At 39.6% G+C, this 26,438-nt stretch carries 14 protein-coding genes; 3 read left to right on the plus strand and 11 right to left on the minus strand.

Going from position 1 to position 26,438, the window contains the following annotated elements:
* Positions 1–113 precede the first annotated feature (113 nt).
* The 9 genes from ESA94_RS01315 to ESA94_RS01355 form a co-directional block, all read right to left on the minus strand.
* Entirely contained in the window at positions 114–2,666 is a 2,553-nt protein-coding gene (locus tag ESA94_RS01315; RefSeq protein WP_240670952.1) for a glycoside hydrolase family 95 protein, read from the minus strand.
* A gap of 1 nt (position 2,667) precedes the next feature.
* Complete coding sequence (locus tag ESA94_RS01320) at positions 2,668–5,112, minus strand: glycoside hydrolase family 2 TIM barrel-domain containing protein (protein WP_129129056.1); 2,445 nt, start codon at positions 5,110–5,112, stop codon at positions 2,668–2,670.
* Between the two features lie 141 nt (positions 5,113–5,253).
* Positions 5,254–6,330, minus strand: a complete 1,077-nt coding sequence (locus ESA94_RS01325; RefSeq protein WP_129129057.1) for a hypothetical protein — start codon at positions 6,328–6,330, stop codon at positions 5,254–5,256.
* 22 nt (positions 6,331–6,352) lie between these two features.
* Positions 6,353–7,072 (minus strand): fasciclin domain-containing protein, encoded by a 720-nt coding sequence (locus ESA94_RS01330; RefSeq protein ID WP_129129058.1) that lies wholly within the window; start codon positions 7,070–7,072, stop codon positions 6,353–6,355.
* Positions 7,073–7,113: 41 nt separating this feature from the next.
* Positions 7,114–8,673 (minus strand): RagB/SusD family nutrient uptake outer membrane protein, encoded by a 1,560-nt coding sequence (locus tag ESA94_RS01335; RefSeq protein ID WP_129129059.1) that lies wholly within the window; start codon positions 8,671–8,673, stop codon positions 7,114–7,116.
* 11 nt (positions 8,674–8,684) lie between these two features.
* Entirely contained in the window at positions 8,685–11,849 is a 3,165-nt protein-coding gene (locus ESA94_RS01340; protein WP_129129060.1) for a SusC/RagA family TonB-linked outer membrane protein, read from the minus strand.
* Between the two features lie 367 nt (positions 11,850–12,216).
* The gene (locus ESA94_RS01345) at positions 12,217–15,090 is read right to left on the minus strand and encodes an endopygalactorunase (protein ID WP_129129061.1); all 2,874 of its coding nucleotides are present in this window, start codon (positions 15,088–15,090) and stop codon (positions 12,217–12,219) included.
* A 148-nt stretch (positions 15,091–15,238) separates the two neighbouring features.
* Entirely contained in the window at positions 15,239–17,392 is a 2,154-nt protein-coding gene (locus tag ESA94_RS01350) for an alpha-galactosidase (protein ID WP_129129062.1), read from the minus strand.
* A 105-nt stretch (positions 17,393–17,497) separates the two neighbouring features.
* On the minus strand, positions 17,498–18,376 hold the full coding sequence (locus tag ESA94_RS01355) for an AraC family transcriptional regulator (protein WP_129129063.1): 879 nt from the start codon (positions 18,374–18,376) through the stop codon (positions 17,498–17,500).
* A gap of 565 nt (positions 18,377–18,941) precedes the next feature.
* Between ESA94_RS01355 and ESA94_RS01360 the strand changes: the two genes are divergently transcribed.
* Positions 18,942–20,621, plus strand: coding sequence for a UxaA family hydrolase (locus ESA94_RS01360; RefSeq protein WP_129129064.1), 1,680 nt, complete (start codon positions 18,942–18,944; stop codon positions 20,619–20,621).
* Positions 20,622–20,655: 34 nt separating this feature from the next.
* Here ESA94_RS01360 and ESA94_RS01365 read toward each other — a convergent pair whose 3' ends face one another.
* Positions 20,656–21,666 (minus strand): LacI family DNA-binding transcriptional regulator, encoded by a 1,011-nt coding sequence (locus ESA94_RS01365; RefSeq protein WP_129129065.1) that lies wholly within the window; start codon positions 21,664–21,666, stop codon positions 20,656–20,658.
* Positions 21,667–21,930: 264 nt separating this feature from the next.
* On the opposite strand from ESA94_RS01365, the gene ESA94_RS01370 reads away from it, so the two are divergent.
* On the plus strand, positions 21,931–23,217 hold the full coding sequence (locus tag ESA94_RS01370; RefSeq protein WP_240670953.1) for a PQQ-dependent sugar dehydrogenase: 1,287 nt from the start codon (positions 21,931–21,933) through the stop codon (positions 23,215–23,217).
* A gap of 11 nt (positions 23,218–23,228) precedes the next feature.
* Positions 23,229–23,636, plus strand: a complete 408-nt coding sequence (locus ESA94_RS01375; protein ID WP_129129066.1) for a c-type cytochrome — start codon at positions 23,229–23,231, stop codon at positions 23,634–23,636.
* 51 nt (positions 23,637–23,687) lie between these two features.
* On the opposite strand, the gene ESA94_RS01380 is transcribed toward ESA94_RS01375, so the two are convergent.
* Positions 23,688–26,261: a phosphocholine-specific phospholipase C gene (locus ESA94_RS01380; RefSeq protein ID WP_129129067.1), complete on the minus strand. Its 2,574-nt coding sequence runs from the start codon at positions 26,259–26,261 to the stop codon at positions 23,688–23,690.
* Between the last annotated feature and the right edge of the window lie 177 nt (positions 26,262–26,438).

Raw genomic sequence — 26,438 nt, forward strand, 5'->3', positions numbered from 1 at the left:
AACTTCGTTGTGTCACTCAGTTCATCGCCTGGTTTATTACTCAACAACCCACCCCGGGTCGTTTTAATTATAGGAGTCTGATATCCGCCCCTCCAGGGAGGGGATGTCTCATTTTATAAAGGAACAACCGTATAAGTTTTTCCTTTCTCTGTTATAAAATCAATCACATATCTTTTTGCAACGGGCAGTTCAACCAATGTTGCTGTTTCATTCTTTTTATAAACCGGTTTACCATACGAAGTATTCAACTCATTGCTGTTATTTCCTTGTGCAGGTTTCGATTTTACTTCAACTATTTTCACCGGTTGCAATGAACTTACACGGCATACACCTCCGTTAGCGGAATAAATTTTTGCCTGTGATAACTTGCCATCTTTCCAGTTGATCGCTAACGTAAAATTCCCTCTTGCTTTAATTCCTTTTACTGATCCTGTTTTCCATGCTGTTGGTAAAGCTGGCAATAAAGTCAATTCTCCATTATGACTTTGCAATAACATTTCGGTGATGCCAGCTGTTGCGCCGAAATTTCCATCGATCTGGAATGGCGGATGTGCATCAAACAAATTGGGATAAGTTCCACCTCCACCCATCGTTTCTTTTATTTCCCTGGGATTGATATAAGTGAACGCATCACTTAAAATTTTATATGCATGATCCCCATCCTGCAAACGTGCCCACCAGTTAATTTTCCATGCCATGCTCCAGCCTGTGCTTACATCTCCACGATGAAATAATGATTGCTTTGCTGCTGCCGCAAGTTCCGGTGTGCTGGTTACATTCACCTGGCTGCCGGGATATAATCCGAACAAATGCGAAAGATGACGATGTTTGTCTTTCGGATCATCCCAATCATTAAACCATTCCTGCAATTGTCCGTATTGGCCGATATGATACGGATATAGTTTTTTATTTGCTTCGATCAGTTCATGTTTAAATGCAGCATCAATGTTCAACAGCTCAGCAGATTTTATCACTGCTGTAAATAATTCACGGATGATGGACATATCCATTGTGCTGGCCATCGTTAACTGGTATTCTTTGCCTTTTATCTTAATTGTATTCTCCGGTGAAGTAGATGGATTGGTAATGAGATAACCCGACTTGGGATCAACAATCAACCACTGCAATAAAAATTGCGCTGCACCTTTCATCAACGGATAAGCTTCTTCTTTTAAAAACTTTTTATCACCAGTAAATAAATAATGTTCCCACAAATGTGTACTGAACCAACCTGCTGCCATTGGCCAGCAACTCCAGCGTGGCATTGATTTTGGATCGTTCCATAATCCACCCGGTGGAGATGTTTTGGCCCAGAGATCAGCGTTATGATGGGCAACCCAACCTTCGTTGATATTGTAATTTACTTTGGCAGTAACGGCTCCATTCACAGCAAGTTCTTTCATGAAATCAAATAAAGGCTGGTGACATTCGGATAAATTGCTATTCTCCGCCAACCAGTAATTCATTTCTGTATTGATGTTGGTTGTGTAGTTGCTACCCCATGGTGGTTGCACATGATCGTTCCAGATTCCCTGCAGGTTTGTTGGTCTTGAGCCGGGTCTTGATGAAGCGATCATTAAATATCTTCCAAACTGGTAATACAAGGTCTGCAACTGGTAATCATCCGGCGATGCTGCATATTGTTTCAATCTTTCATCAGTTGGTTGTTTTAATTTATCAGCGCTTGAACCAAGATTTAATTGCACCCTGTTAAACAATGCCTGGTAATCTTTTACATGCGCCAACTTTAATTGTGCAAATGATTTCTGCAATGCTTTGTTGAGATTTGCTTTTGCTTCAATGGATGGATCTTTGCCCTCTTTACCTGCAGATTTATTGTAACCGTTAAAACTTGTTGCTTCTGAAAGATAAATGGTAACAGCATTGGCATTGCTTACGATCAACTGATCGTTCTGTTGTTTGGTTGTTCCACCTTCAGCAATCACTTTCACATGCACTTCAAAATTCATCCCTTCTGTTTCATCATAAATCACCTGTTGCGGTTCTGCTTCCCTGTTGGCAACAAACATGGGCGCTTTTCCTTTTAATACAAGATAATTATCGGCAACAGCTGCTGTTTTAAATTTAAGTTTACTTGTGAGTGATGTTGAAAAACTGATCATTGATTTCTTATCAGCCGTTATTCTGATGATCATTATTTTATCAGGATGACTGATAAATGTTTCCCGTTGATAATTCACGCCATTGATCCTGTACTTTACTGTAGCAGTTGCATTGCTGATGTTCAGATCACGGTAATAGGATGAAGGAACAGTATCACTTAATTTATTTTCAATCCACAGATCAGCCATGGTTAAATAACGTGCAGAATAAGGTCCGTGCATTTTTCGCCAGGCAGTTGCAGCACTGTCGTAATTGCCTTCAAATACCTGTTTGCGAACATCTGCAACAACAGCCGGACCGCCAACAGTATTGCCTGGATTCGGGTAACCAGACCACAGTGTATTATCATTTAACTGAAACCGTTCTTTTGCAATACCGCCAAAAACCATTGCACCTGTTTTTGCATTGCCCAATGGCAATGCTTCTTCCCAAATGGAAGCAGGTTTGCTGTACCATAATTTTAAATTGGGATCAACAGTTGTTTGTGCTGAAACAATTTGTGTAATGAACAACAGAACTATGCTAAAACTTCTTTTCATCATTCTATAAATTAATAAACACCGTTGGCATCCCTACTACTTTTGCACTGACAGCTGATTTACCATTGTTTGTTTTTAAAGAGATCACTGCACGGCCATTGTACATTTGTACATAATTTGAACCTGAGGATGTACCTTGGTTATCGATCAACTCACCATCGCCTGTTAAACCAAAGCGTATCCAGTTAGTTGCGTCGAGACATTGCACATTTTTATCGTCAAGCAATTTCGCTTCTAAAGTGATGATGCCGTTCTCTTCTTTTACCTTTTCAATCAGCAATTTTGCAGGTTTGCTCCATTTCTCTGTTTGATACCTAAAACGAATTGCATCTTCAACAATGATCTTCCCTTTTTTTGCAATCACTTTTACATCAATGTTTCCCTTATTCAACACCACATTCCAACGCAAGCCTGCTGCAGGAAAATCCTGGCTGTTGCGTTTTTTAATACCCATACTTTTTCCATTCACAAACAGTTCTGCTTCATCACAATTTGAATATACTTTGATCATTTTTTCTTCACCTTCATTTCCCCAACGCACCGGCCATGAATGACCATAGATATGAACCATTGGTTGCGCAGTCCAGTACGATTGAAAAACATAATAGGATTCTTTCTTTGTGAAATCTCTTTCCACCACACCTTTCTGATTCATGTACGGCACAGGATTATCCGGACGCACAGGTGTAGAAAAATCTTTGAAAGGCCATTGTGCAGTACCCGTTAACCACGGCATGGTTTCCTGTTCTTTCAAATGCCAGTCAATTAAATTACAGATATACGATTCACTCCAATCTCCATCTTTTGATGCTCTTGCTGCACCACCAATTAACGATGCATCACCAGCACGTTCATCTGCACCTCCGCCTGTTTTTATATTACGCAATCCATTATCCGGATTTTCTGAATGACGACCGGCATGACTATCGCCTCCCCACTCTACATGTAAAAAGTGTTTTACTTTTTTCATCTCCTCTTCCGATACCTGTTTGTATTCGGTATAAATGCCCCTGTACCATCCGGCCCAGATTGAAGGCGAATACACATCAACAATATCTTTACAAAAATCACAGCGGCGTATCGCTGTCTTGCGTGATGGATCAAGTTTGTGTGAAAGATCATTTAACTCCTTCATAAAAGTTCTGATCTTTTCTTTGTCAAACTCTGGAAAATCACCGGGCCAGTCATTTTCATTACCAAGCCCCCAAATAATAACTGAAGCATGATTGTAATGTTGCTCGATCATATTGGTGAGCATTCGTCTTGCCTGTTCTTTATATACATTACCGCCCAAACCACCACGGCACCAGGGAATTTCTTCCCAAACAACAATGCCCAAGCTATCACATAGATTTAAAATAATTCTCGATTGCTGGTAATGCCCCAAGCGAATAAAATTTACGCCCATCTCTTTCATCATGATCATTTCAGTACGCATCTGTTCTTCTGTCATTGCGCCTCCAACGCCTGCATGATCTTCATGGCGATGCGTTCCTCTTAGTAGCAAACGTTTCCCGTTTAACATGAAAGGCCCTTTCTCCACAAACTCAAAATGACGGAAGCCGATCTTTTCCGTTTGTTTGTATTCGCCTGCTGTAACTTCAATGCTGTATAACTGCGGTTGATCGGTTGACCATAGCATTGGCTTCGTAACATTAATATCTCCAATCACTACCCCATCGTTCGCTATCGTTACATTTTTCGTAAACTCATGAACAAGTTTTCCTTTTGGATCAAACAGCTTAACAGTAACAGCAGTAGTTGTTTGTTTAGCTGGATTATAAAACCTTGTGCGGATATTTACTTTTCCTGTTTTACCCATCTTATCTGTTTCTGCAAAAGCAAAAACCTTGTCAATGGAAACAGCAGGCACATACACCAAATTGAGGTAACGGTAAATCCCTCCATATAAATTAAAATCCGAAAGATCAGAAGGGATCAATTCAAGATCACGTGAATTATCTGTTCGTATAGATACCGGAATTTTTCCTTTGAACTGGTTTTGAAATGTATCGATTTTTTTAAATGCTTCAACTGCATCTGTAATATCAATCGTGAATTCATCATAGCCTCCTATGTGTGAAGCAACTTTTTTATCATAGACATACACATCTGTTTTTTGCCCAGCTCCTTCAAAGTGCAATAAGGTTCTGCCATTCGTGTAAGGGTTTTGAATCGTTAATTGTGTGCGATACCATGCAGGTCCCTGGTAATAATTTACATCAGGATCAACAGCATCTGTTGCATTCACACAATGCGGCAATGAAACGTTCGTCCATAACGGAACATCTTCAGGATTTCCTGCTTTCACCGGTCTCACTGCTTCCCAAATTCCGCCAATATCCTGTTTAAGAAATTGCCAGTTGCTGTTGAGTCGTGTTGCTTGTTGGGCAGAAATGATTTCAGTAAATAACAGGATCATGAGCGAAAAAACAAGTCTCAATTTCATTGGTTTATTTATTGCAGGTTACAGATCAAATGAAGTTATTCGACTGAATAGAGAATAAAAACAACAATGGTTGTTGCACTGCATATTGCAACAACCATTGCAAGCCGGTTTCAGAGATCAAAACAAGCCGACTTTTTATCCTTATTTTAATATCTGGTTGTCGTTATTAATATACACATGCTTCATCACTAGCGTTGTTCCAACGTTATTTGATTCTTTAGCCGGGAATGCCACACGGTATTCCTTAGGTGATGGATCCTGAAAACCGGAATAAGTTGCCCTTGCATAAGCTAACCAATCTTTTATACCGTTGCTGGTAAACCACAACTCTCCTCCAACATACGCATGAAAAACATCATTTGCATCAATAGAAAAACTAAGATTTTTCAGCGCTCCGTTTGCCATTGCAAGCCCGGGATAACGACCTTTTACAGGACTGATAAGCGGAAGAGGATTGGGAGCGGTGTTACCCACAGTACTGAATTTTGAAACATTGGTAGCAGGTACAAATGTTTCGTACCGGATCTGAAAGTTATCAGTTGTTGCAGGGTTCACAGTTGGCCAAATCTCCCAACGGATTTCCCGGATATAAGGATATGTTGGATTTGAAGGTTGATTAAAAAATAAGCTTATAACAATTGTTGAGTTAGCTCTGAAATAAGTTTTCCAGCCCAAACGGGTACGAACTGAAAACGGGATTTTTAATTCCGACAGATCTAGGTTTCTGCGCACATTGGGAGCAGTTGTTGAACTGGCGGTCAACTCTAATCTTGAAGAAGCTGTATCAACATTTGTGATCAATGAATTTGATGTATTGCTGGTGCTCCAGCCATTTCCGTTCAACGTATAAGCGCTTTGAAACTCATCAAAAAAATACCTTGTCACTTTCAGTTTTGCAGATCTTGATGAAGAGCCGCCACTGCTGTTTTTTGCTGTTGCTGTAATTGTATAATCGCCCGCAGTGCTTGGAGCAATCCACAGATTTTCAAAAAGGTTTTGTGTTCTGAAACCATCAAATGTTCCACCTGTTGCGTTCCATTCGTAACTCACCGTATTATTATCACCGGAGGTTGAGGCCCATACAGGAACTTTTTCGCCGAAGTAAAATTCTTCGCCGGATTTATTTAATGATTCTATTGTAATTCCCGGAGCTTTTTTGCAGGAGAAAGCCAAAAGAGAGAGGCTTATCAGCATCGTACAGTAAAATATTTTCCGCATAAAAATCTGAATTAGTTGGTAATTAATTATTCAATATAGCAGCACGTGTAGGCAAAATGAACCATTTGTTCATTACATGAATAACACCGTTTGTTGCGTGCAAATCCGGTGTTCGTGGCGCATTATTGCTCCAGCCCATGCTTATACCTTTATACGATGCAGGCAAGCCTACGTAGTTGTTGATCCGCAAATTGGCTTCACGCACATTTTCGAGGTAGAGATAAACTTTTGCAGAATCATTTGTTGCACTCATTGCAAACGTTTCAACCCACTTTGGTTTCGAATTAAGTGTACTGTAGGTATGTGTTCCTTTCAACACATGGTAACGGAGCAGTTTTGCAACTGAATCCCTGGGATACTGTGACCAGTCTGATCCTCTCATAGAAATTGTTTGTGAAGGATTATCAGGATTTGGCCCCATCACCGTATTTACAGCCCAATAACTCGTTGCATCTTCGAGGTTTGTTAATGCCGTGTTGTGAAGTAAAAGAAATGTATTGCCTGTGCTCGAATACATTTGTTTCACATCTTTAAGATTTGGATCCTGATCAACGTATTCAATTGCTGCAAGCATACCGGAAAAAATATCTTTACGGGTTTGCATAAATTCAAGTACGCTCATTTTTAATTCTGTTGAATAGTAGGATGGCTTATAGTCATAGCCGTTCTGGAGCTTATTGCAGCCCGACATAACAAGTGCAGCTGCCATTATCAACAATATAAATTGATTATTCTTTTTCATTACTAAGTAGTTTAATTAATCAGTTAATCAAAACATCGATCTTACTCATCGTAAGGTTGATTCTGGTCTCCTCTCAGTTTAGAATTAGCGTTAAACATCGCAGCGTTGATGGGATACAGTATCCTGCCCATGTTTTCATTTTCGTAAAGAATGGAACCGGAACGTGTTGCTAAAATGGGATTCAACGTTTCACGCAGATATTGATAACCCGCATTTGTATAATCGTATATTTTGTCGATGCGACACAGGTCGAACCATCTTTTTCCTTCACCCATTAATTCGTATTGACGTTCTTTTAAAATGGTGCGCTCAATACCTTTCATGATGTCAACCGGGTAATCAGCCAACAATGCATTTTGCATATACCCAACCCTGTTCCTTACGATATTCACAATGTCAAGCGCTTGTTGGTGTTGACCTTTTTTATTTAATGCTTCTGCTCTTAACAGCATTACATCTGCAAAACGATAGATCGGGATCTTTACACTACAATCGCTATTGCCTTCGAATGTAAAAAAGGAACCCGGCGTTTGAACTGCTCTCCAGGGTGAAAATTTTCCCAATTGCACTACAGCTGCATCATAAACCACATCATCGGTGTAGGTTAATGTATCCCAGTAAGCCCACAGGCGACCATCAGTTGATTTACCTGTTACCGGATTAATGCGATCTTTCATTTCACGCCATATTGCAGTAGTTGGTTCATACTGATTTGTATTTGAGCTGGAACCTACTTTCTGACAAACACCTACACCACCGCCTCTTTCAGTAACTGACCAAAAAAGATTGAAGATGGTTTCAGTTGAATTTGCCGGATCAGTAAATATATTTTTGAATGCTGTGATATTTGTTACCCATGTACATCCACTTGCAGTCATACAATTTTGTGAAGCGGTTAGTGCCAGATCGTAATCCTGAAACCACATGGCTACATCTGTTTGCAGTGCATACACAGCAGCCTTTTGCATATAATACTTCTGTGTGGTTACAGTACCAATTATTTTCAATGATTCAGTAATATCATTAAGAATTAACGCCTTCATATCATTAATTGAAGAGCGTGGCAATTCGATCGGTTGACTTAATGATTCAATGGGTACTACATGCAATGGCATTTTACCCCATACACGAAGACCATAGAAATACATAAGTGAACGGATCGCATAACATTGACCAAGATAATCACGGTATGTTGATGCAGCACCTTCAATATTTTCACTTATCATGGCAGGCAAATATTTGATACCATAATTACAGAGAGAAATTGTTGTGTACAAATTGGTCCACCTTGTAATTCCGTTGATATCAGCATCATTAGCCGAAAGTGTATTGGTGATCATTGTAAGCTGGGCATTACCTGTTCCACCCACCCTTATATGATCGGCACGTACTTCACCCCAATCATAGTAATTGGTACTTAACGTTGTTTGCAATGAATTGTAAACGCCTGCCATCCAGGTGGCAGCATCGTTGCGGTCTTTCCAGAAATTATCCGGCGCTACAGTTGAAACAGGTTTTTCATCTAAAAATTTCTTACAACCTGTTCCAGCAAAAAAGAAAACTATACCCAATATAATGGAAGCAAAATTTATTCGTTTCATGTCTCAATTAATTAAAATGAAATATTAATTCCCATACCAAATTCACGTCTGCGTGGGAAACGACCGGGATCGTTACCTGGCTTAATTACACTACGCTGACCAACTTCAGGATCGAAGCCTGTGTATTCAGTCCATGTAAGCAGGTTTGTTCCGTATACGTATGCACTAAGGCTACGCATCTTAGCTTTAGCAGAAATCTTTGTTGGAAGCTGGTATCCGATACGTACACTTTGCAGGCGAAGGAATGAACCATTTTCGAGATATTGACTACCTCCACGACGCATGTTGTCAGTTGAACGATCACCACCACGATAAGTAGCGGTTAACTGTCCCGGATATTTCCACATTTCTCTTACGAAATAAGAATCGGGAGTAGTATTGCTATTAGAGAAAGAGGCAAGATTTCGTCTGTTATCGTTATACACCATTCCGCCAAAATTGCCATACATGTTTACTGATAAATAAATGCCTTTGTAAGAAAGACTGTTATTCCAGCCAATGCTCCAACGTGGTTGTCCATGGCCAAGGAACTGACGATCTTCATTACCAATATCACCATTATAATCGCCTTTACTATCAGGAAGATTTTCCCATATCACATCACCGCCTTTTGAAACCACACCGGCTGTTGTCATTTGTTTCACAACACCACTGTAGGGAGTTCCGTTTGGTAATAAATAACCAAGCAGGATCGGTTGCATATTTTTTTGAATGATTACATTGCCCTGCGCATCACGCTGAAACTGCGGAATCAGCCGTTGTGTATAATCTGCCGTGTAAGCATTTGATTGATCATACTCATAGATGCCCAAAAATTTATAGCCATAAAAATTTCCTGCTTCTTTGCCTTGTTCAACACTCCAAATGTCATCGATATAATCAACAGGCAGGCTAACGATCTTGTTTCTTACAGTAGACCAGTTTACCGATGTTTGCCAGCTGAAATCTTTATTGCGGATAGGGTAACCGGACAGCATTAATTCAATCCCTTTGTTTTGAATTGATCCTGCATTTGTACGAACGCCACCCGAAAAACCTATTTCATTTGGCAAAGGAGAATCATAAAGGAGATCCGTTGTAAGTTTTTCGTAATAATCTCCGATAAAGCTTATTCTTCCGCCGAGAAAAGTAAGATCAAGACCAATATTGCTTTGTGTTGTTTCTTCCCACTTAAGTGCAGCATTGCCTAACCTTGTGTTTGTACGTACACCACTTACAGCATTGTAGAAATATGATCCGAACACAAACTGCTGTACTGCATCGTAATCTCCGATCTGTTGGTTACCTGTCATACCCCAGCTTGCACGCAGCTTACCATCTGTAATGATATTGCTCAACTTGCCCATGAATTTTTCATCACTAAAGCGCCATCCTACAGATACAGAAGGAAAATTACCCCACCTGTTCTCCGGACCAAAAACCGATGAACCATCTCTGCGTACTGTAGCATTCACAAGATATTTTCCTTTGTAATCGTAACCGGCACGTGCATAAAAACCAACAAGTGCAGAACCGCTTTGCAAAGAATACAAATCAGTAAGATCGTATTGACCTGCTGCATTCAATGTTGAAACGGCTTCGGTTACAAAGAAACTTCCGGAAATATTGGTTTGCTCAAGTTTGTTTTTCTCCAGGTTCATACCCAGCAAACCTGTGATGTTATGGTCTCGTTTGATGTTTTGTTTGTAAGAGAGGAATGCATTACCCTGTAGCCTCAACGGTATTTGTGTAGCGTCGCTTCCTGTACTTATTGGCGGATTGCTGCTGCTTAAGAATTTAGATGCAAACTGGTAATTTCTTCTAATCTCAAGATCGGCAGAAGCATCTACATGGAAAGTGAGTGGATCAAAAATTTTAAAATCAAATCCCTGGAAGAGTACTCCCTTGTAAATAGTTGAAACATTTTTACGCAGGTAAGCTTCTGCTAACGGGTTTCGTCTTCCTCCATTGAAATAAATGTACTCCCCATTCGGGAAATAAAGCGCCATACCCGGAGGGCGTTGCAATGATTGTTGAATAACATTGCCTTCGTTAATATTGTTTTTATCCTGGTAACTGAAGTTTAAACGTGAAAACATGCTTACACGTTTAGAAGGGCGATATTCAACATTTGTACGAAGTGTAAAACGTTTATTGTAACTACTGATAACAATTCCCGTTTCATCCAGAAGCTGAATACTGTTAAAGTAATTGAGATTCTGATTTCCACCTTTGATACTTACATCAACCTGGTTACGGACAGCAAGCTGTGTAATGAGCGCCTGATAATCGTTATCAGTGTTTCTTGTGAATGCAGTTGAATCAACAGGTTTAGGATCGAGCCCAAGATTACTTCTGCGGTCAAACATTTGGCGTTCCAGACGATTGGATTGTGAAATACGGTTTGAAAGCTTATTGTAACTTCTCAACAGATCGATGTTGATCTGCGGTTTACCAGACTCTCCTCTTTTTGTGGTAATGATAATTACACCGTTTGCCGAACGTGATCCATAGATGGCAGCAGATGCTGCGTCTTTAAGAATCTCCATTGATTGAATATCCTTTGGGTTGATCGCATTGATATTGTTCATCGGTACTCCATCAACAATATACAATGGCCGTACACCGGCATCAGACAAAGTAGATAAACCTCTGATGGTAATATCTGCTTCTTCGCCTGGCGCACCCGAAGAGCTCATAACACGTACACCCGGTGCTGCACCCTGTATGGCATCAAAAACAGATACGGGTTGTCTTTCTTCAATAGACTTTGCGTTAATTGAACTGATAGCTCCTGTAACATCCCGTTTCTTTTGCGTACCATAACCAATTACAACAACCTCATCGAGGTTGCTGATTGATTCGGCCATAGTAAGATTTACAGTTGTACGTGCGCCAACAATCTCTTCTTTAGTAGTAAAACCAACTAACGAAAAGACAAGCACAGCATTACCGGCCGGAACATCAAGGCTAAACTGACCTGACTGGTTGGTAGTTGTTCCACTTTTTTCATCAGACTTTAATGCAACACTAACTCCCTGTAACGGATTTCCCTTTCCATCCTTAACGGTACCGGTTACTTTTTTAGTTTGAGCGGAAACTGACAGCACAACCAGCTGTAGCAGAAAAATTAAAAATAGCAAGCGACTTATAATTAAGTTGCTTCTCCACGATGTGAAAATTGCAGATTTTCTCATATAGCAGTTGGGTTTAAAGACGTGATCCAAATAAATCGTTAACCAAAACCAAAGAAAGCAGATGCGTTCCCCGGTATAATCAATAGTAATTATTAAATACAAAACCAGTTTACAATTGCAAACTAATTCAATCCTGTTTCCCGGCACCTCTATCAATTAACTAACTAATAAGTTATTTTGACATCAATTTCCTGCTTATTCAACAGCCGGTTTTACATGGGACAAATTATATCGTAACAGACTTCTTTTCGTACCGTTATTCTTTAAAAACGGACAAGTTTAAAGGCTAAATTGCTGCATAACTCAAGTTATAGTTTCTTTCACTGCATAATATTGAAGTAATAAAAACTAACATTACAAACTCCATTCATTTATTTTCCGGCTGTATAAACTTAACCGGATTTTCGCCCCACACATGCTGATAAGAGATCACAGAATCAATAGCTACCGGAGTTGATGCTTTGTACCTGATCGGCGCATCATTATCGGCAGCCTTCATCATCTTCACATTCTTTAACGTAACGCCCACTGCATCATCAAAAAATAAAACATATCGTTTATCTGTAGCTTCAAAATTAAAACTGCAGTTCTTCACCGTTAAATCCATCACATGCCTGGCCCAAAGACCATACGAGGGTTGCACTTTCAGATTGGAGGCGTTGTACTGTCCAACACCAAGTTCTGGAGATGTTGCCGCTGAGTCTGAAGCCGGGTTACCTCCTTTAACAAGTATGTGTACATCGGTAAACAAAATATTTTTAATATAACCTGTATGCTTACCATTCGGTAAAGAAAAATTCAAACCGCCTTCTACATCTGCTGCATCAGGCAAACGATATCCTGCAACAATCGGCGAAGCCCTGCGTTGTGAGCCATCGTAGCTATTCCATCTTCTGTTTTTGTCGCCAAATGAACTTCCTGCATACAGTTCTGAAACATCAACTCCGTTGATGATGATATTTTCTACAACGCCGATGTTTACATTTGTAACAAGTAATTCGTCGTGCTTCACGCCATTCTCATCAAATTTAAAACGGCTAACGGTTGCACCCAGAATGCGCCCCCGGTTGGAAATAGAAATAAAAAAAGGTGTGAACGTTCTTACCATTTTTGAACGTGAATGAAGTGAACCTGTGTGACCACAATTGAGATGAACATCTTTAATATGCGCACCATCATTTGTTGAAATAGAAAAACCTGCTTTGTTTGCTCCCAGCACATAAATATTATCTACATGCAGATCCATAATATCATCAGCGGTTTCAGAACCGATCTGGAAGAGATTGCAATTGGTATCACCAATAATATTGCGCACTTTATAGTTCCGTGCAGGACGTGTAAACCCCAAAGAACAATCAGAGCCAGGTTTCACAATATCATCTGAACTTACTTTAGAATAAATATTGAAAACCGTTACATCATTACATGCCATAAAATCATAAATATCACGGGCATTTGATTGATTGAATTTAGCAAAATACGTGTTGTGCACGTTTATGTGATCTGTGCCGGTTGCAAGTAATACAAAATGACCTGCACGATCGATCTGCAACATGTTATCTGTAGTAAAATCTTTTGCAGCATCTTTACCGATATAATAAGGTTCATCTTTTTCTGCATCATACCACAAATCATCTGCACGATAGTCTCCGCCGATTTCAATATTTGTACAAAGCTTAAACGTAAACATTTTATCAGCCCGGTTATCCGGCGCATTGTTCATCACCCTGTCGCCTGTTACTAAATTCCCATTCCCGGTGATCAATCCATTGCCGATAATCTTAATGTTGTCCTCTCTCTCTGCAAAGAACATGGAGTTGTGGAAGTAGTGATGACCAACATCTTGCTTGGTCATATAATTCTCCGGATCATCATAAGGGCCGGTATCGGTTGGTGATAACCCTGAACGGTATTTCTTATCGCTGAACCAGGTACTCTCCGGTGCATCTGCTCCTTTTATTGCCTGAATTTTTGCAGCCTTGTTTATATATAACCATACATTACTTTTAAGGTGAATAGTTTTCACGTTGTAAATACCATCGCTGAACAGCAGGGTACCTCCGCCAATACGATTCATGTAAGTAATTGCCTGGTTGATCTTCTCCGTATCATCAGCTATTCCATCTCCTTTTACTCCTAAGGCTTTGATGTCCATTTTTCCAGAATAGAAAAACACTTCATTTGATGTTCCTTTTTGCTCGCCTTCGTTTATCAACAATCTGAATGTATAAAGCTTGTGCGGCACTAAATTCTTTACCGTTGCAGTAGCATTTTTTTTATCAATAGTTGCAGCAGAGGGCATCCAGCTTTTTCCATTATCTAACGACTGTAACACCTTGATATCTGTAAGATTTTTATTTTGCCCCCAACGGAACGCTACTTCCGTATAACTGTTTTTTTCTTCTTTATACAGTGGGTCTTTGTTTATTACTCTTTTAAAATCGGAAACCGTTTTTGTAACTGTAAGCATTGCTGTTTCACTTTCTGCTCCTGTACTTGTGAGTACTTCCGGGAGAGAAGTACTATAAACGGCTTTGAATATATAAATGCCCTGCTTATTTAGTTTTACATTTTTGATCACAATCTTTACATCCGTTCCATTTGCTGGCCGAAGATCAAGCTGTTGTAATGACAGAATCGTTTTACCTGTGGGTAATTTTGCAATACGATAGGTTCCCACTTTTTGATATGCGTATTTTGTTCCTACCCGTCCAATCGATTGCGAAGGCAGGTGCTTTAGCTGTACATCGCCCCGGCCAATAATATTTACGAATGTATTTTCATCTGTGATTGAAATACCGGGCGGAATATAGATGGTTACTGTTGCATTGGGTGTTCGTTGCCCGGCAGTAAAATGCAGCGTAATATCACTGTTCGTATTTGCAGTTATCTTCTTTTCTTCGATGCGGAGCTGACTGTTGATTGCAAGCTTTTTTGTTATGATGGTATATTTTTTTTCAGCACCATCGTTTGAAGACACAATCAATTGATCGCCTGAAATCAAAATCCCTTGTTTTTTTTCAACGCCAGTTTCACTAACGATTCTGTACTGCTGAACAACTGCATACTTAGCAGCTATCTGATTCAGTAATTGATCAACATTAGCCGTTGTAGCAACTAACCCGCTGTCGGGATGTGTATCAACAGAGAAAGAATACGTGCTTCCTTTTACAACTACAATTGTGTCTTTGTCAATTTTTGCAATATGGCTTGCGTTCTTTGCAACAATTTCACAACTCATCTTTTGAATAGTTGTTTTTTGAGCAGCTACAGCCAAGGGTATGTAAATGCTTAAAAAAAGAGACAGTCCTATTTTCGTTGTTATGTGCATTGATAAAAAATCTTTATTAACCGGTAACGGATTATTGTATGTTTAGTGAATCTTCATTTCATTCTGCTGTAATTTCAAAAACATTACTGGTGAGTGAATTAACTCTGCCGGGAGTTAAATTCAGCCCGACCTTCATCAGATACTCACCACTTACAACTTTGTCATTATCCGGTTGCGTTGATTTTGTTTCGGGAAACAAATTAACTTCTGTTATTCTGTACTTTTTTTCAGGATCCAAACCTTGCAACAATACACGATTAAACAGATCTTTTCTGCGAATGTTCATGTTATAGTTGAAAAGAATGCTTTTACTTTTATTTTCATTCACATACATTAACACGGCACGGTTTTCTTCATACGGAGAAACAAGGCGATACAAATCGCCGAACCAAATTACATCACTCATACGTTTATAGGTTTTAACAGCTTCGTTACTAAACTGCAACTCCTGTTTCGTAAAATTATTCACCCGAATGTCGTAGCCCATTTTTCCCATCATTGCAACATCTGTACGAAATTTCAATGATTGCTGTTTGCCCATACTTGTTACATGCGCAGAAATTGTATTTGCCGGAAAAAAATACGAATAACCCCATTGAATAAAAATGCGTTCCAACCCATCTGTATTATCGCTTGGCCAGAATTCAGTAAAATATTTCAACGCCCCATAATCTGTACGACCTCCGCCACCTGCACAAAGCATAATGGGCAAATGCGGATGTTTTGCACGAATGCGTTCCATCACTTTATACAATCCTTTTGTATAATCGATGTAAAGATGTGTTTGCAGATTTTTTAAGTAAGGCGAGTAAGCATTGGTCATACTCCTGTTACAATCCCATTTAATAAATGCTATGCCAGGATATTTTGTCAGCAGATCATTTACAAGATTGAATACAAAATCCTGTACTTGTGGATTAACCATATCCAGCACCAATTGATTACGTCCGTAGTTTTCTTCCCTGTTCGGAAGTTTCAGGATCCATTCGGGATGTTGTTCATACAATTCGCTTTTAGGGTTTACCATTTCAGGTTCCAGCCAGATGCCGAATTTTATTTCTTTCTTCGTTGCTTCCTGCACCAGGTATCCAATACCACTTGGTAATTTTTTTTTGTCTTCCTGCCAATCACCTAACCCTGCTTTGTCATCATTTCTTGGATATTTATTACCAAACCATCCATCATCTAACAAAAAAAGATCGATGCCGAGATTTTTTGCTTCATCAAAAAGTTCTACCAGTTTCGTTTCTGTAAAATTGGTATGTGTAGCTTCCCAATTGTTAAGTAAGGTCAGTCTTGGTTTGTTGCCGTCAAGCACAGCATAGTTGCGTGCCCAGCGATGAATATTTCGGCTGGCTGTTCCTTTACCTGCAGCTGAATAAGAAAAAATAAATTCAGGTGTTTGAAAAATCTCACCCGGCTGCAGGTTGTATTCCGTTGCATATGGATTAATACCGGAGAGTACACGAAGTCCGTTTCGTTGATCTATCTCAAACGTAAATTTGAAATTTCCTGTCCATCCTAAAGTACCGGCAATTACTTCTCCATCAGTTTCTGTAGAGGGTTTGTTGAGCGACACAAAAAACATTTGCGTCTGATAAAAATTTGTTCTTGCACCAAGCTTGCTTTCAAGTGATTTAATTCCGTTGGTCAATTTTTCTTCAACCATATTCACTTCTCTTGCCCAGTCGCCATGAAACTGCGTAAGCCAATATTCATCTGCATTTAAATGAAGAAGCGAAGAAGCATAATGAGTAAGTGTAACCGGCTTTTTTTCACGATGAACAATATCTGTCCAGCATTTTATAACATCTTCATTGTAATAGCTTACGTAATGCATAATCACTTCTACAGGGTATACAGGATCTCTTAATACAATATCTGTTCTTTTACTGTAAGCATCAGCAGTTGTTTTGGAAGATACATATTGCAGTTCAAGCGAAGGATTTCCATCTGCATGGATAATACGAAGAGCAGGTTCAAACTGATTGTCTATACCGGCAGTAAGGTAAACTTCTCTGCCGGCTTTCATTTGCATGTAATCTGCTGTTACTAATTTTTTGCCGATGTACGATTGTAGCAATCGCTGGTTGCCTGCAACTGTTAATACAATTGCTGTATTTTTTGTTTCAATGATAATGACGTCTTTCGACTGTGCTGTCAATTGAAAAGAAGATAATAGCAGTATTACAAACAATAGCAAATTTCTCATACAGCGGTTTAAATATAACTGCAAAGAAACCGGGTTAATGCAACCCATGTTTTTATGTACTTACCTGTTTATTGAGTTATTTTAACCAGGAACATCACACCGTTTTTATACGGTTAATTTTCCCATAAACTCTTTTTGGTAAGAAAGGGGGCTTTTGCTGGTAATCAGTTTAAAATATTTATGAAAGCTGGTAAAATTATTAAACCCGCTTTCGTAACAAAGCTGTTTAATGCTGAGGTTATTTTCGATGAGAAGTTTACAGGCATGTCCTACTCTTATTTCAATCAAAAACTGTGAATAGGTTTTTCTTGTACGGGATTTAAAATAACGGCAAAACGAATTGGGACTGATGTTGGCGATGCCTGCAATCTCTTCAAGCTGAATCGGACGTTTAAAATTTTTAAGACTGTATTCATAAATAGCGTTGATACGGTCTTTTTCATCTTCAACCATATCATATTTGAAACCGATCGAAGACAATGGTTCTAATTGTTTACAGTCTGCAATAATGTTCAATGCTTCTATCAACAAAATAATGCGTTGGTTATTATTGCTGCTTAGTAGTGAGCCAAGCAAACCGGCAACTTTTTGCCGGGTGCTGCCGGTTACCTGCAAGCCTCTTTTGGCTCTGTCGAGTAAACTTTTAATATGATAGTTTTCCGGCAGTTCGAGGAATTGGCTGCCCCAGAAGTTTTCGCAAAAATGTGCCACTCTTACATCGGCTTCAACCGGAGCATTTTCTTCAAAATAAATATCATCAAAACGCCAGTAGTGTGGAAGATTTGAACCAACAAGCACCACATCCCCGGCCTTAAAACTGCGAATACTATCACCGATAAATTGGGTTCCCTCTCCTTTTTTAAAATGGATCAACTCTACTTCTACATGGTAATGCCAACGGTTATTGACATAAGGAGCAAGATCTCTGCGAACACTGAAAGAGTGTTGCGGCTCTTTTGACACTTTCAATAGTTGAGGTCTCATACAGCAAGTTTTCGTTTTTAAGCAATCTTAACCTGTATTTCAGCAAAAACAGGTTTACACAGCCAAATTAGCTTACTGATTACCCGATTGTGAAAAAAACATGCGCAATCGTTTGCGTAAAATATATTTTTTCATTTTAATTGAAAAACAAGATGTTATGAAGGTTTTGCAAAAAGGGGGGTCTCAAAAAAAGTTGTCAAATTGCAGCAAAAATTTACGCAATCGTTCCCGAAATACGTCTTTTCTACGCATCTAACGGCTGCAGATTTCCCCTTTTTTATTGCAACATCTGCTTTTTGCAGCCTCAGTTTGCCAACATTGCTGAATAATTAGGCAATCGTTGCTGCCAACTCAATTTGCATTCTTTTTTTATTTGTAGCCCAACATCAGCATGAAGAACGCATTACGACAGCTTATTTGGTAATGCCCAGGTTATTTGCTTCCTCCGTTGTCTTGCCACTTCCAAGGGAAATAATAGCTGCCTCTGCAAGTGTTACTCATTTATCACCCTTGGCTTTCCGGAAATCTTTCCGTGCAAGAGTCGTTATGGCAAAATTATCTGTCAATGGAAAAGCAATCTGTAAGCGAATATTCTACAATAGAACAACGACAACCCTCTCTCAAAATTCACAGCTCGGACAATGTACTCGTTGCATTAAAAGATCTGCCTGAAGGCATTATTATAAATAACAACGGAAACAGCATACTCCTGGCCGATCCGATACCGGCAAAACATAAATTCTTTACAGATGATATGAAAGCCGGTGATGATGTGATCATGTATGGAGTTTTGGTTGGAAAAGTTCAGCAAGCGGTAAAGAAAGGGCAACTTATGACCACAGTCAATACCAAACATGCTGCTGCTAATTATTCTTATCGTGCAGCTAATTATCAGTGGGAAGCACCCGATGTTTCCCGTTTCACCAATAAAACATTCAGGGGATATAAACGAAAAGACGGGCGTGTAGGTACTGCTAATTACTGGCTGTTCATCCCCACTGTTTTTTGCGAAAACAGAAATCTTGATGTTATTAAAGAAGCAATGTGGAACGAGCTTGGGTACGCTGTTACCGATCGTTATAAGCAATTTACCAGGCAGTTGTTTGCAGCTTACCGGGCAGGAGAAAACATCGATTCCATTCAATTAAATCCGTCAGAAACCAATGCATCCGACCGTTTTTTTAAAAATGTAGATGGAATCAAATTTCTAAACCATGCCGGGGGCTGCGGAGGTACACGCCAAGATGCATCAACATTAAGTGCTTTATTAGCTTCATACGCCGATCATCCAAATGTGGGTGGGGTTACTGTATTGAGCTTGGGCTGTCAGCATCTGCAAGTAAATAATTTTCTTAACGATCTGAAGCATCGTAATCCCGGGTTTGATAAACCCCTTTTTGTTTTTGAACAGCAAGCAATACAGAGTGAAGAGGAACTGGTAACAGAAGCCATCCGTCAAACATTTAAAGGGCTTGTTGAAATTAATCAACAGAAACGGGAAGAAGTACCGCTGCATCATCTTTGCATTGGTGTTAAATGCGGCGGCAGCGACGGGTTCAGCGGTATTTCGGCAAATCCTGCAATTGGTCATACTTCTGATTTGCTGGTAGCCTTGGGAGGAAAAGTACTACTGGCAGAATTTCCTGAATTATGCGGTGCCGAACAGGAATTGATTGACAGGTGCCCGAACGAAGAGGCTGCCAATAAATTTATTCAGCTAATGAAGAGTTATGATCAGCAGGCGCAGTTGGTCGGTTCCGGTTTTCATATGAATCCTTCGCCGGGAAATATCAAGGATGGTTTAATAACTGATGCAATCAAATCAACAGGAGCAGCAAGAAAAGCCGGCACATCGCCGGTAGTATCTGTGCTTGATTATACCGAACCTGCTATTCTGCCAGGGTTAAGTCTTGTTTGTACGCCTGGCAATGATGTTGAAGCAACAACAGGAAAAGCAGCATCAGGTGCAACTTTAATTCTTTTTACAACAGGGCTTGGCACACCTACCGGTAATCCCGTTGCTCCTACCATTAAACTGGCCACCAATTCTCCACTTGCAAAACGCATGAGCGATATCATTGACATTGACACCGGCCCAATTATATCCGGTGAAAAAACGATTCAGCAAATGGGTGAAGAAATTCTTGAGTTCTGTATAGCGGTTGCAAGTGGAGAGCTAATTCCCAAAGCGGTACAACTTGCCCAGGACGATTTTATTCCATGGAAAAGAGGCGTGTCGCTGTAGATAAAAAATAAAACTGCAAGATTGCTATCCCTGTTTATTTGGAAGTAGATTTTCGCTCAACAATCGTTGAGGATAAAGCTACCCGTTTATCGTTCGGCAACAATACTTTTTTCTCAATGAGTTTAAACAATACATCTGTAGCTTTTTTACCAATTTCATAAGATGGTTGAATAATCGTGGATAAAGGCGGATCAAATAATGCAGCAGCTGAAAGATTTGAAAAACTGATTACTTTCAGCTTTGATGGTATTTTTAATTCAAGTTCTTTACAAACTTCATACGTGTTAACGGCTAATTTTTCTACTGCTGCAAAAATAGCATCGGGTCTTTCTTCGCCTGCAAGCAAAGCATGTATTTTTTCCCGGTTACTGCTATCAACTGCATCGCATTCAACTGTTTTCTGATAGCTGGTCAGCTGGTGTTTGTTTAATGCCCGTGCATAGCCGGCATATCTTCGTTTGCATATAGAAAGACTATCTGATAGCGATAAAAAGGCAATTTTTTTAGCTCCTCTTTTGATAAGCAATTCTGTTGCCCGGAAAGATGCTTCCTCATCATCCGATGTTATCCTTGGCACTTTCACCTCTTCGAGAATGCGATCAAAAAAAACTAAAGGCATTCCTGAAGCACGACAAGCCTCGAGATGATCATATTCAATGGTGGTATTGGAAACTGAGATCATGATACCATCTACCCTGCCGTTTCTTAGTAAATTGAGAATTTCATTTTCACGCTCTGCATCTTCATGTGTGAGATAAATCAATACATGGTATTTTTTTTCTTTTGCAATTTCCTCAACCCCATTCAATACTTGCGAAAAAAAATTGTTTTGAATTTCAGGGATGATCACTGCAATTGTTTTGCTTTTGTTTTGACGCAAACTGCTTGCATGTGGATTTGGTTGAAATCCCCATTTTGCTGCAAGTGCTTTCACCCGTTCTTTTGTTTCCCTACTTACTTCGTGACTATCTCTTAGTGCACGGGAAACCGATGAGGGTGACAGATTGAGCTCTTTCGCTAATTTTTTAAGATCCAGTTTATCCATACAACGCAGGTAATCTTGAAAATGAAACCAACAACAAATGTCATGCTTTTTTAGGATTGCTGCTTAAAAAAAAGTTCCTTTTCAAACGATAATTAACTGAAAAATAAATGATATGCTTTTGCCCGATGCAGGAAGTTAAAATTGCTGAATACTAAGTAAAGGTCCCTATCCACAGCCTTCTGCAATTGGGGTTTATTTGTAAGGGAAAATATCCTTAATTACTGTTTTCTTCAATTTGGGATTTCTCACTTTTAAAGTATAGCTATGCAACGAATGATGTTTGGACCGCTTCTTTTCTTTTTATTTTTTGGAAACCCGTTAAAAGATAATGTTCAGCTGTTTACAAACGAAAGTAATCAACAACTTTCAGTTGGTTCGGGTTTGCGTTTACCCGCCGGGTTTTCGGCCACTGTAATGGCTGACAGCGTAGGAAAAGCCCGTCATATCATAATCAACAAAAATGGGGTTATTTATGTAAAGCTCAGCAAGCTGTTAAACGGTAAGGGCATTTTACGTTTGCAGGATAGCAACAGCGATGGAATAATCGATAACATTACCGGCTTTGGAAATTATATTGGCACCGGTATTACTATAAAAAATGGTTACCTGTATGCTTCTTCCAATGCAGAAGTATTTCGTTATAAGCTTGATTCAAATGAGGAAGTAATTTCTCCCGATGAACCGGAAAAAATTATTACCGGACTAATCAATGGCCGACAGCACAATACCAAATCTCTTGCTTTAGATAATAACGGGAATATTTATGTGAACATCGGTTCGCCATCAAATTCCTGCCAGGAAATTGACAGAGGCGTTGGCTCAAAAGGGAAAGACCCTTGTCCTGTACTTGACTCAGCCGGAGGTATTTGGCAATTCAAAGCTGATAAATTAAACCAGACCTATAAAGATGGAGTAAGATATGCTACAGGCTTACGTAATGTTATGGGACTTAAATGGAATGAAGAAGTAAATGAATTATTTGTGGTTCAGCATGGGCGTGATCAACTCGATATGTTTCCTGAATTTTTCACGCCTCAACAAAATGCTGTGATACCAGCCGAAGAAATGTTCATGGTAAAAAAGGGAGATGATTGTGGATGGCCTTATTGCTATTTTGATGTGCAGCAAAATAAAAAAGTATTGGCACCGGAATATGGTGGTGATGGTAAAAAGACTACCAGATGTGAAGGTGTTGTACAACCAATAGTTGCTTTTCCTGCACACATGGCTCCGAATGATCTGTTGTTTTATACAGGCAATATGTTTCCCGCTAAATATAAGAATGGTGCATTTGTAGCCTTTCACGGATCATGGAATAGATCACCTGAAAAACAAGAAGGTTACTATGTTGTTTTTGTTCCGTTCAAAGATGGAAAACCAAATGCTGCATGGGAAGTTTTTGCAGACGGCTTTTCTGGGGTGGAAACTGTAATGTCTCCACGACAAGCCCAACACCGGCCCTGTGGTTTAGCTATGGGACCTGATGGTGCCTTGTATGTAACAGATGATGTAAAAGGAAAAATCTATAAAATAACTTACCAGGGTAATTAATATTTTCTCCAATGAAACGAATATTTTTTTTAATTCCTGTAGCTTCCATTGTGTTGATTGGAATGACAACACAACAGATCGATAAGAAAGTAATGGATAGAGGAAAAAAAGTTTATAGTCAATACTGCTCACCTTGTCACCAGGCTGATGGTAGTGGTGTTCCGGGTCTCAATCCTCCGTTGGAGAAAACAACACATGTACTGGGAAACAAGTCTTCGTTAATTAAGATTATTCTGAAAGGTTTAAATACGCATGAAGAGATCAATGGTGAAACGTACAACAATGTGATGGCTCCGCACAATCACCTAACTGATCAACAAATCAGCGATGTACTTACTTATGTACGCAACAGTTTCGGCAATAAAGCGAGCCTGATTACAGTTGCTGAAGTGAAATCGGTTAGGGCAAAAACAAAATAGTAATGTAACTGAAGTATGCATCGCAGACGCATACTTCAGTTATTATTTGCATCATCGATCAACTTCTTTTATAACCCTGCCCATCAACGGATCGGTTTGACCATGCTTCCCGGTTTCAACCCGGCCTGCATATCTTTTTTCAAATGCTTTATAGCCCTTTACTTTTACCGTAAGATCATACCAATGAAAACTGTCTGCAAGGCTGAATACTTCTGTCTTTCTGTTTGTCGATTTCGGTATAAGAATTTTCCGCAACTGCTTACCATAAGCCTTATCCTCTACTTCAACTGTGTAATCATGATGTCCCGGGTTTGTAAAATGCAATACAATGTTTCCTGTTAACTGATTTGAATTAAATTTTTGCTGTTCATACTGTAACAGTATGTTAAGCTGTGGATCGTTTTTATCGCCTTTAAACTCACGGAAAAAACCATTGGGGCCATAAACCTGCAGATGATAGTTGCTCATTTCAAAATCATGCAAAGCCCATTGTCCTTTTAACTGATCGCCAGCACGCACTGCATAGGCCCATGTTTTTACAGCTTCATATGCCTCTACTATTCCCTTGTTATAAACAGCATATTTACCGGGAGCATATACATTAAACGGCACACCTGCTGTAGCTTTTCCAAATACATTGCTTGCTGCATGGAATAAAATTTCAAAACCTTTCTTGTCTTCGCTCAAACTACCATCAACATGCAACTCGTAAGGCAATGCGCAGGAATGTCGTGTACCTTCCTCCTGTTGTGGTAACAAAAGCTGATTATGCTTATGCTCTCGTATTTGTGTAAGCTCCTGTTCTGTAAACTGTTTATATGCATCAGGAATTTGTTTATCCTTTGCATTGACAATTTCTTTTACCCACTGCTGTTGCTTTACAAATGCAGGCATGTTCACTTTCTCTCCCTCCCATGATCTGAATACAGAAGTAAGATCGCCGGATATTGCCCGCCGCCATTCGCTGATATTGGTTTCTCTGATCTGCTTACCGGTTTTTGCAGAAAGAAATTTTTCAAGAAACTGCAAGGTGGAAGTAATATCACATACTTCTGAATTAACCCAGCCTCCACGGGTCCATGGCGAAGCAATAACTAGCGGCACACGATAACCTAAACCAACAGGGCTTTCTCTTGCATCTTCTTTATCAAGACCGGTGCGTGCAAGCTCCTCTTCAATTGTTACATATTCAACCGAAGTATCAATTCCCTCGGAAACCTTACCACTTCGCACATCATTTGGTTTCGGTGCAACAAATGGAGGAACATGATCAAAGTAGCCATCGTTTTCATCATAAGTCAATATAAAAATTGTCTTCTTCCACACTTCAGGATTTTGTGTAAGTATGTTCAGCACTTCAGATACATACCAGGCTCCATACCAAGGCGAACTCGGATGATCAGAAAAGTTTTGTGGAGCTGCTAACCACGATACCATTGGGAGTTTACCCTCGGTAACATCTTTTCGAAACTGATGCAGAATGTCACCTTTTGGTAAACGTGTGCTTCGTTGTTCACCATTTTCTTCATAACTGAATAGCTCTGTTTGCCTGTAAGACGCATCATTGTTGTTTGTTGTAAATGCTTTTTGATGAATACTTTTTTCAAAAGAAGAAAGCTGTTCAAAATATTCCGGTTTCCACTTGTTTAATTCTTCCCGGAACTTCAGCAACTGTTCATTTTTTTGCTTTTGCTTTTTTTCAAGCCCGGTTTTTTTGTTTTGATCGGCTGTTTTGATCTGTTCATCAAGTTCCTCAATCTCCGTTGGCAGCTCTTTCACTCTTCGCTGCAAAAACAAATAATGCTCTTTGTGAAAACGCACGTTGTATTGGCTGAACCATTCGAGATTGTTATCGGTAAAATTGGAAAGCCATCCATCATCTTCATCATTCAATCCTGTTTCAAGACTAATCTCATTCTGGTATACTTTCCATGAAATATCATTTTCTTCCAAACGTTCAGGAAATGTTTTCCAGCTTGCTTCCCTGTTATAATAGAGGTCAGAATTACGCACACGTGCAGTATCGGTTTTCTTTTCCCTTATTGCACCCGACCAAAAGAATGATCTGTTGGCTGTTGTTCCTGTAAGCGATGCACAAAAGTGCTGATCACAAACTGTAAACGCATCGGCAAGTGCATAATAAAAAGGAATGTCTTGCCTTGTGTAATAGCCCATTGTCATGGGAATATCTTTATACTCCTTTTTCCCCGGTCGTTTTGCTTCGAGCCATCCGTCGTATTTTCCATTGTTGCGTGCATCTACCTGGTCTTCCCACGAATGTGGCAGTGAGCTCATCCATGTTGCTTTCGTATCTTTTATATTCAAACGGAAAGGCGCATAAGTTTGCCCTGCTTTGTTGCTTTGTAACCAAACAGGATTACCGTTTGGTAAACTGATAGCCCTGGGATCATTAAATCCTCTTACACCTTGCAGTGTGCCAAAACAATGATCAAACGATCTGTTCTCCTGCATCAGGAACACTACATGCTCAGCGTCATAAAATGTACTGCCTGCTTTTGGGTCTATCGCCAATGCTTTCTGAATAGCGGCAGGTAATTGCGACCATATACCTACTCCACCGGAAACCAATGACATTTTTCTAAGAAAATCTCTTCTGCTGTTCATAAATGAGTTTACGGGTTTAAAACTTTTGGAAACATAACAACAATCGTTAAAAACTAAAAATTTACGCTGTTTCGTTTATAAAATGTAACAAGAAAATAACCCGCAGTAAGAATACTGCGGGGCGACTAACTAACTGCTATATGAGAAGCACTTTAATTATAAACTCTGCCGGGATTG

Source organism: Lacibacter luteus (assembly GCF_004118265.1).
In the GTDB taxonomy this organism is placed as follows: Bacteria; Bacteroidota; Bacteroidia; order Chitinophagales; family Chitinophagaceae; genus Lacibacter; species Lacibacter luteus.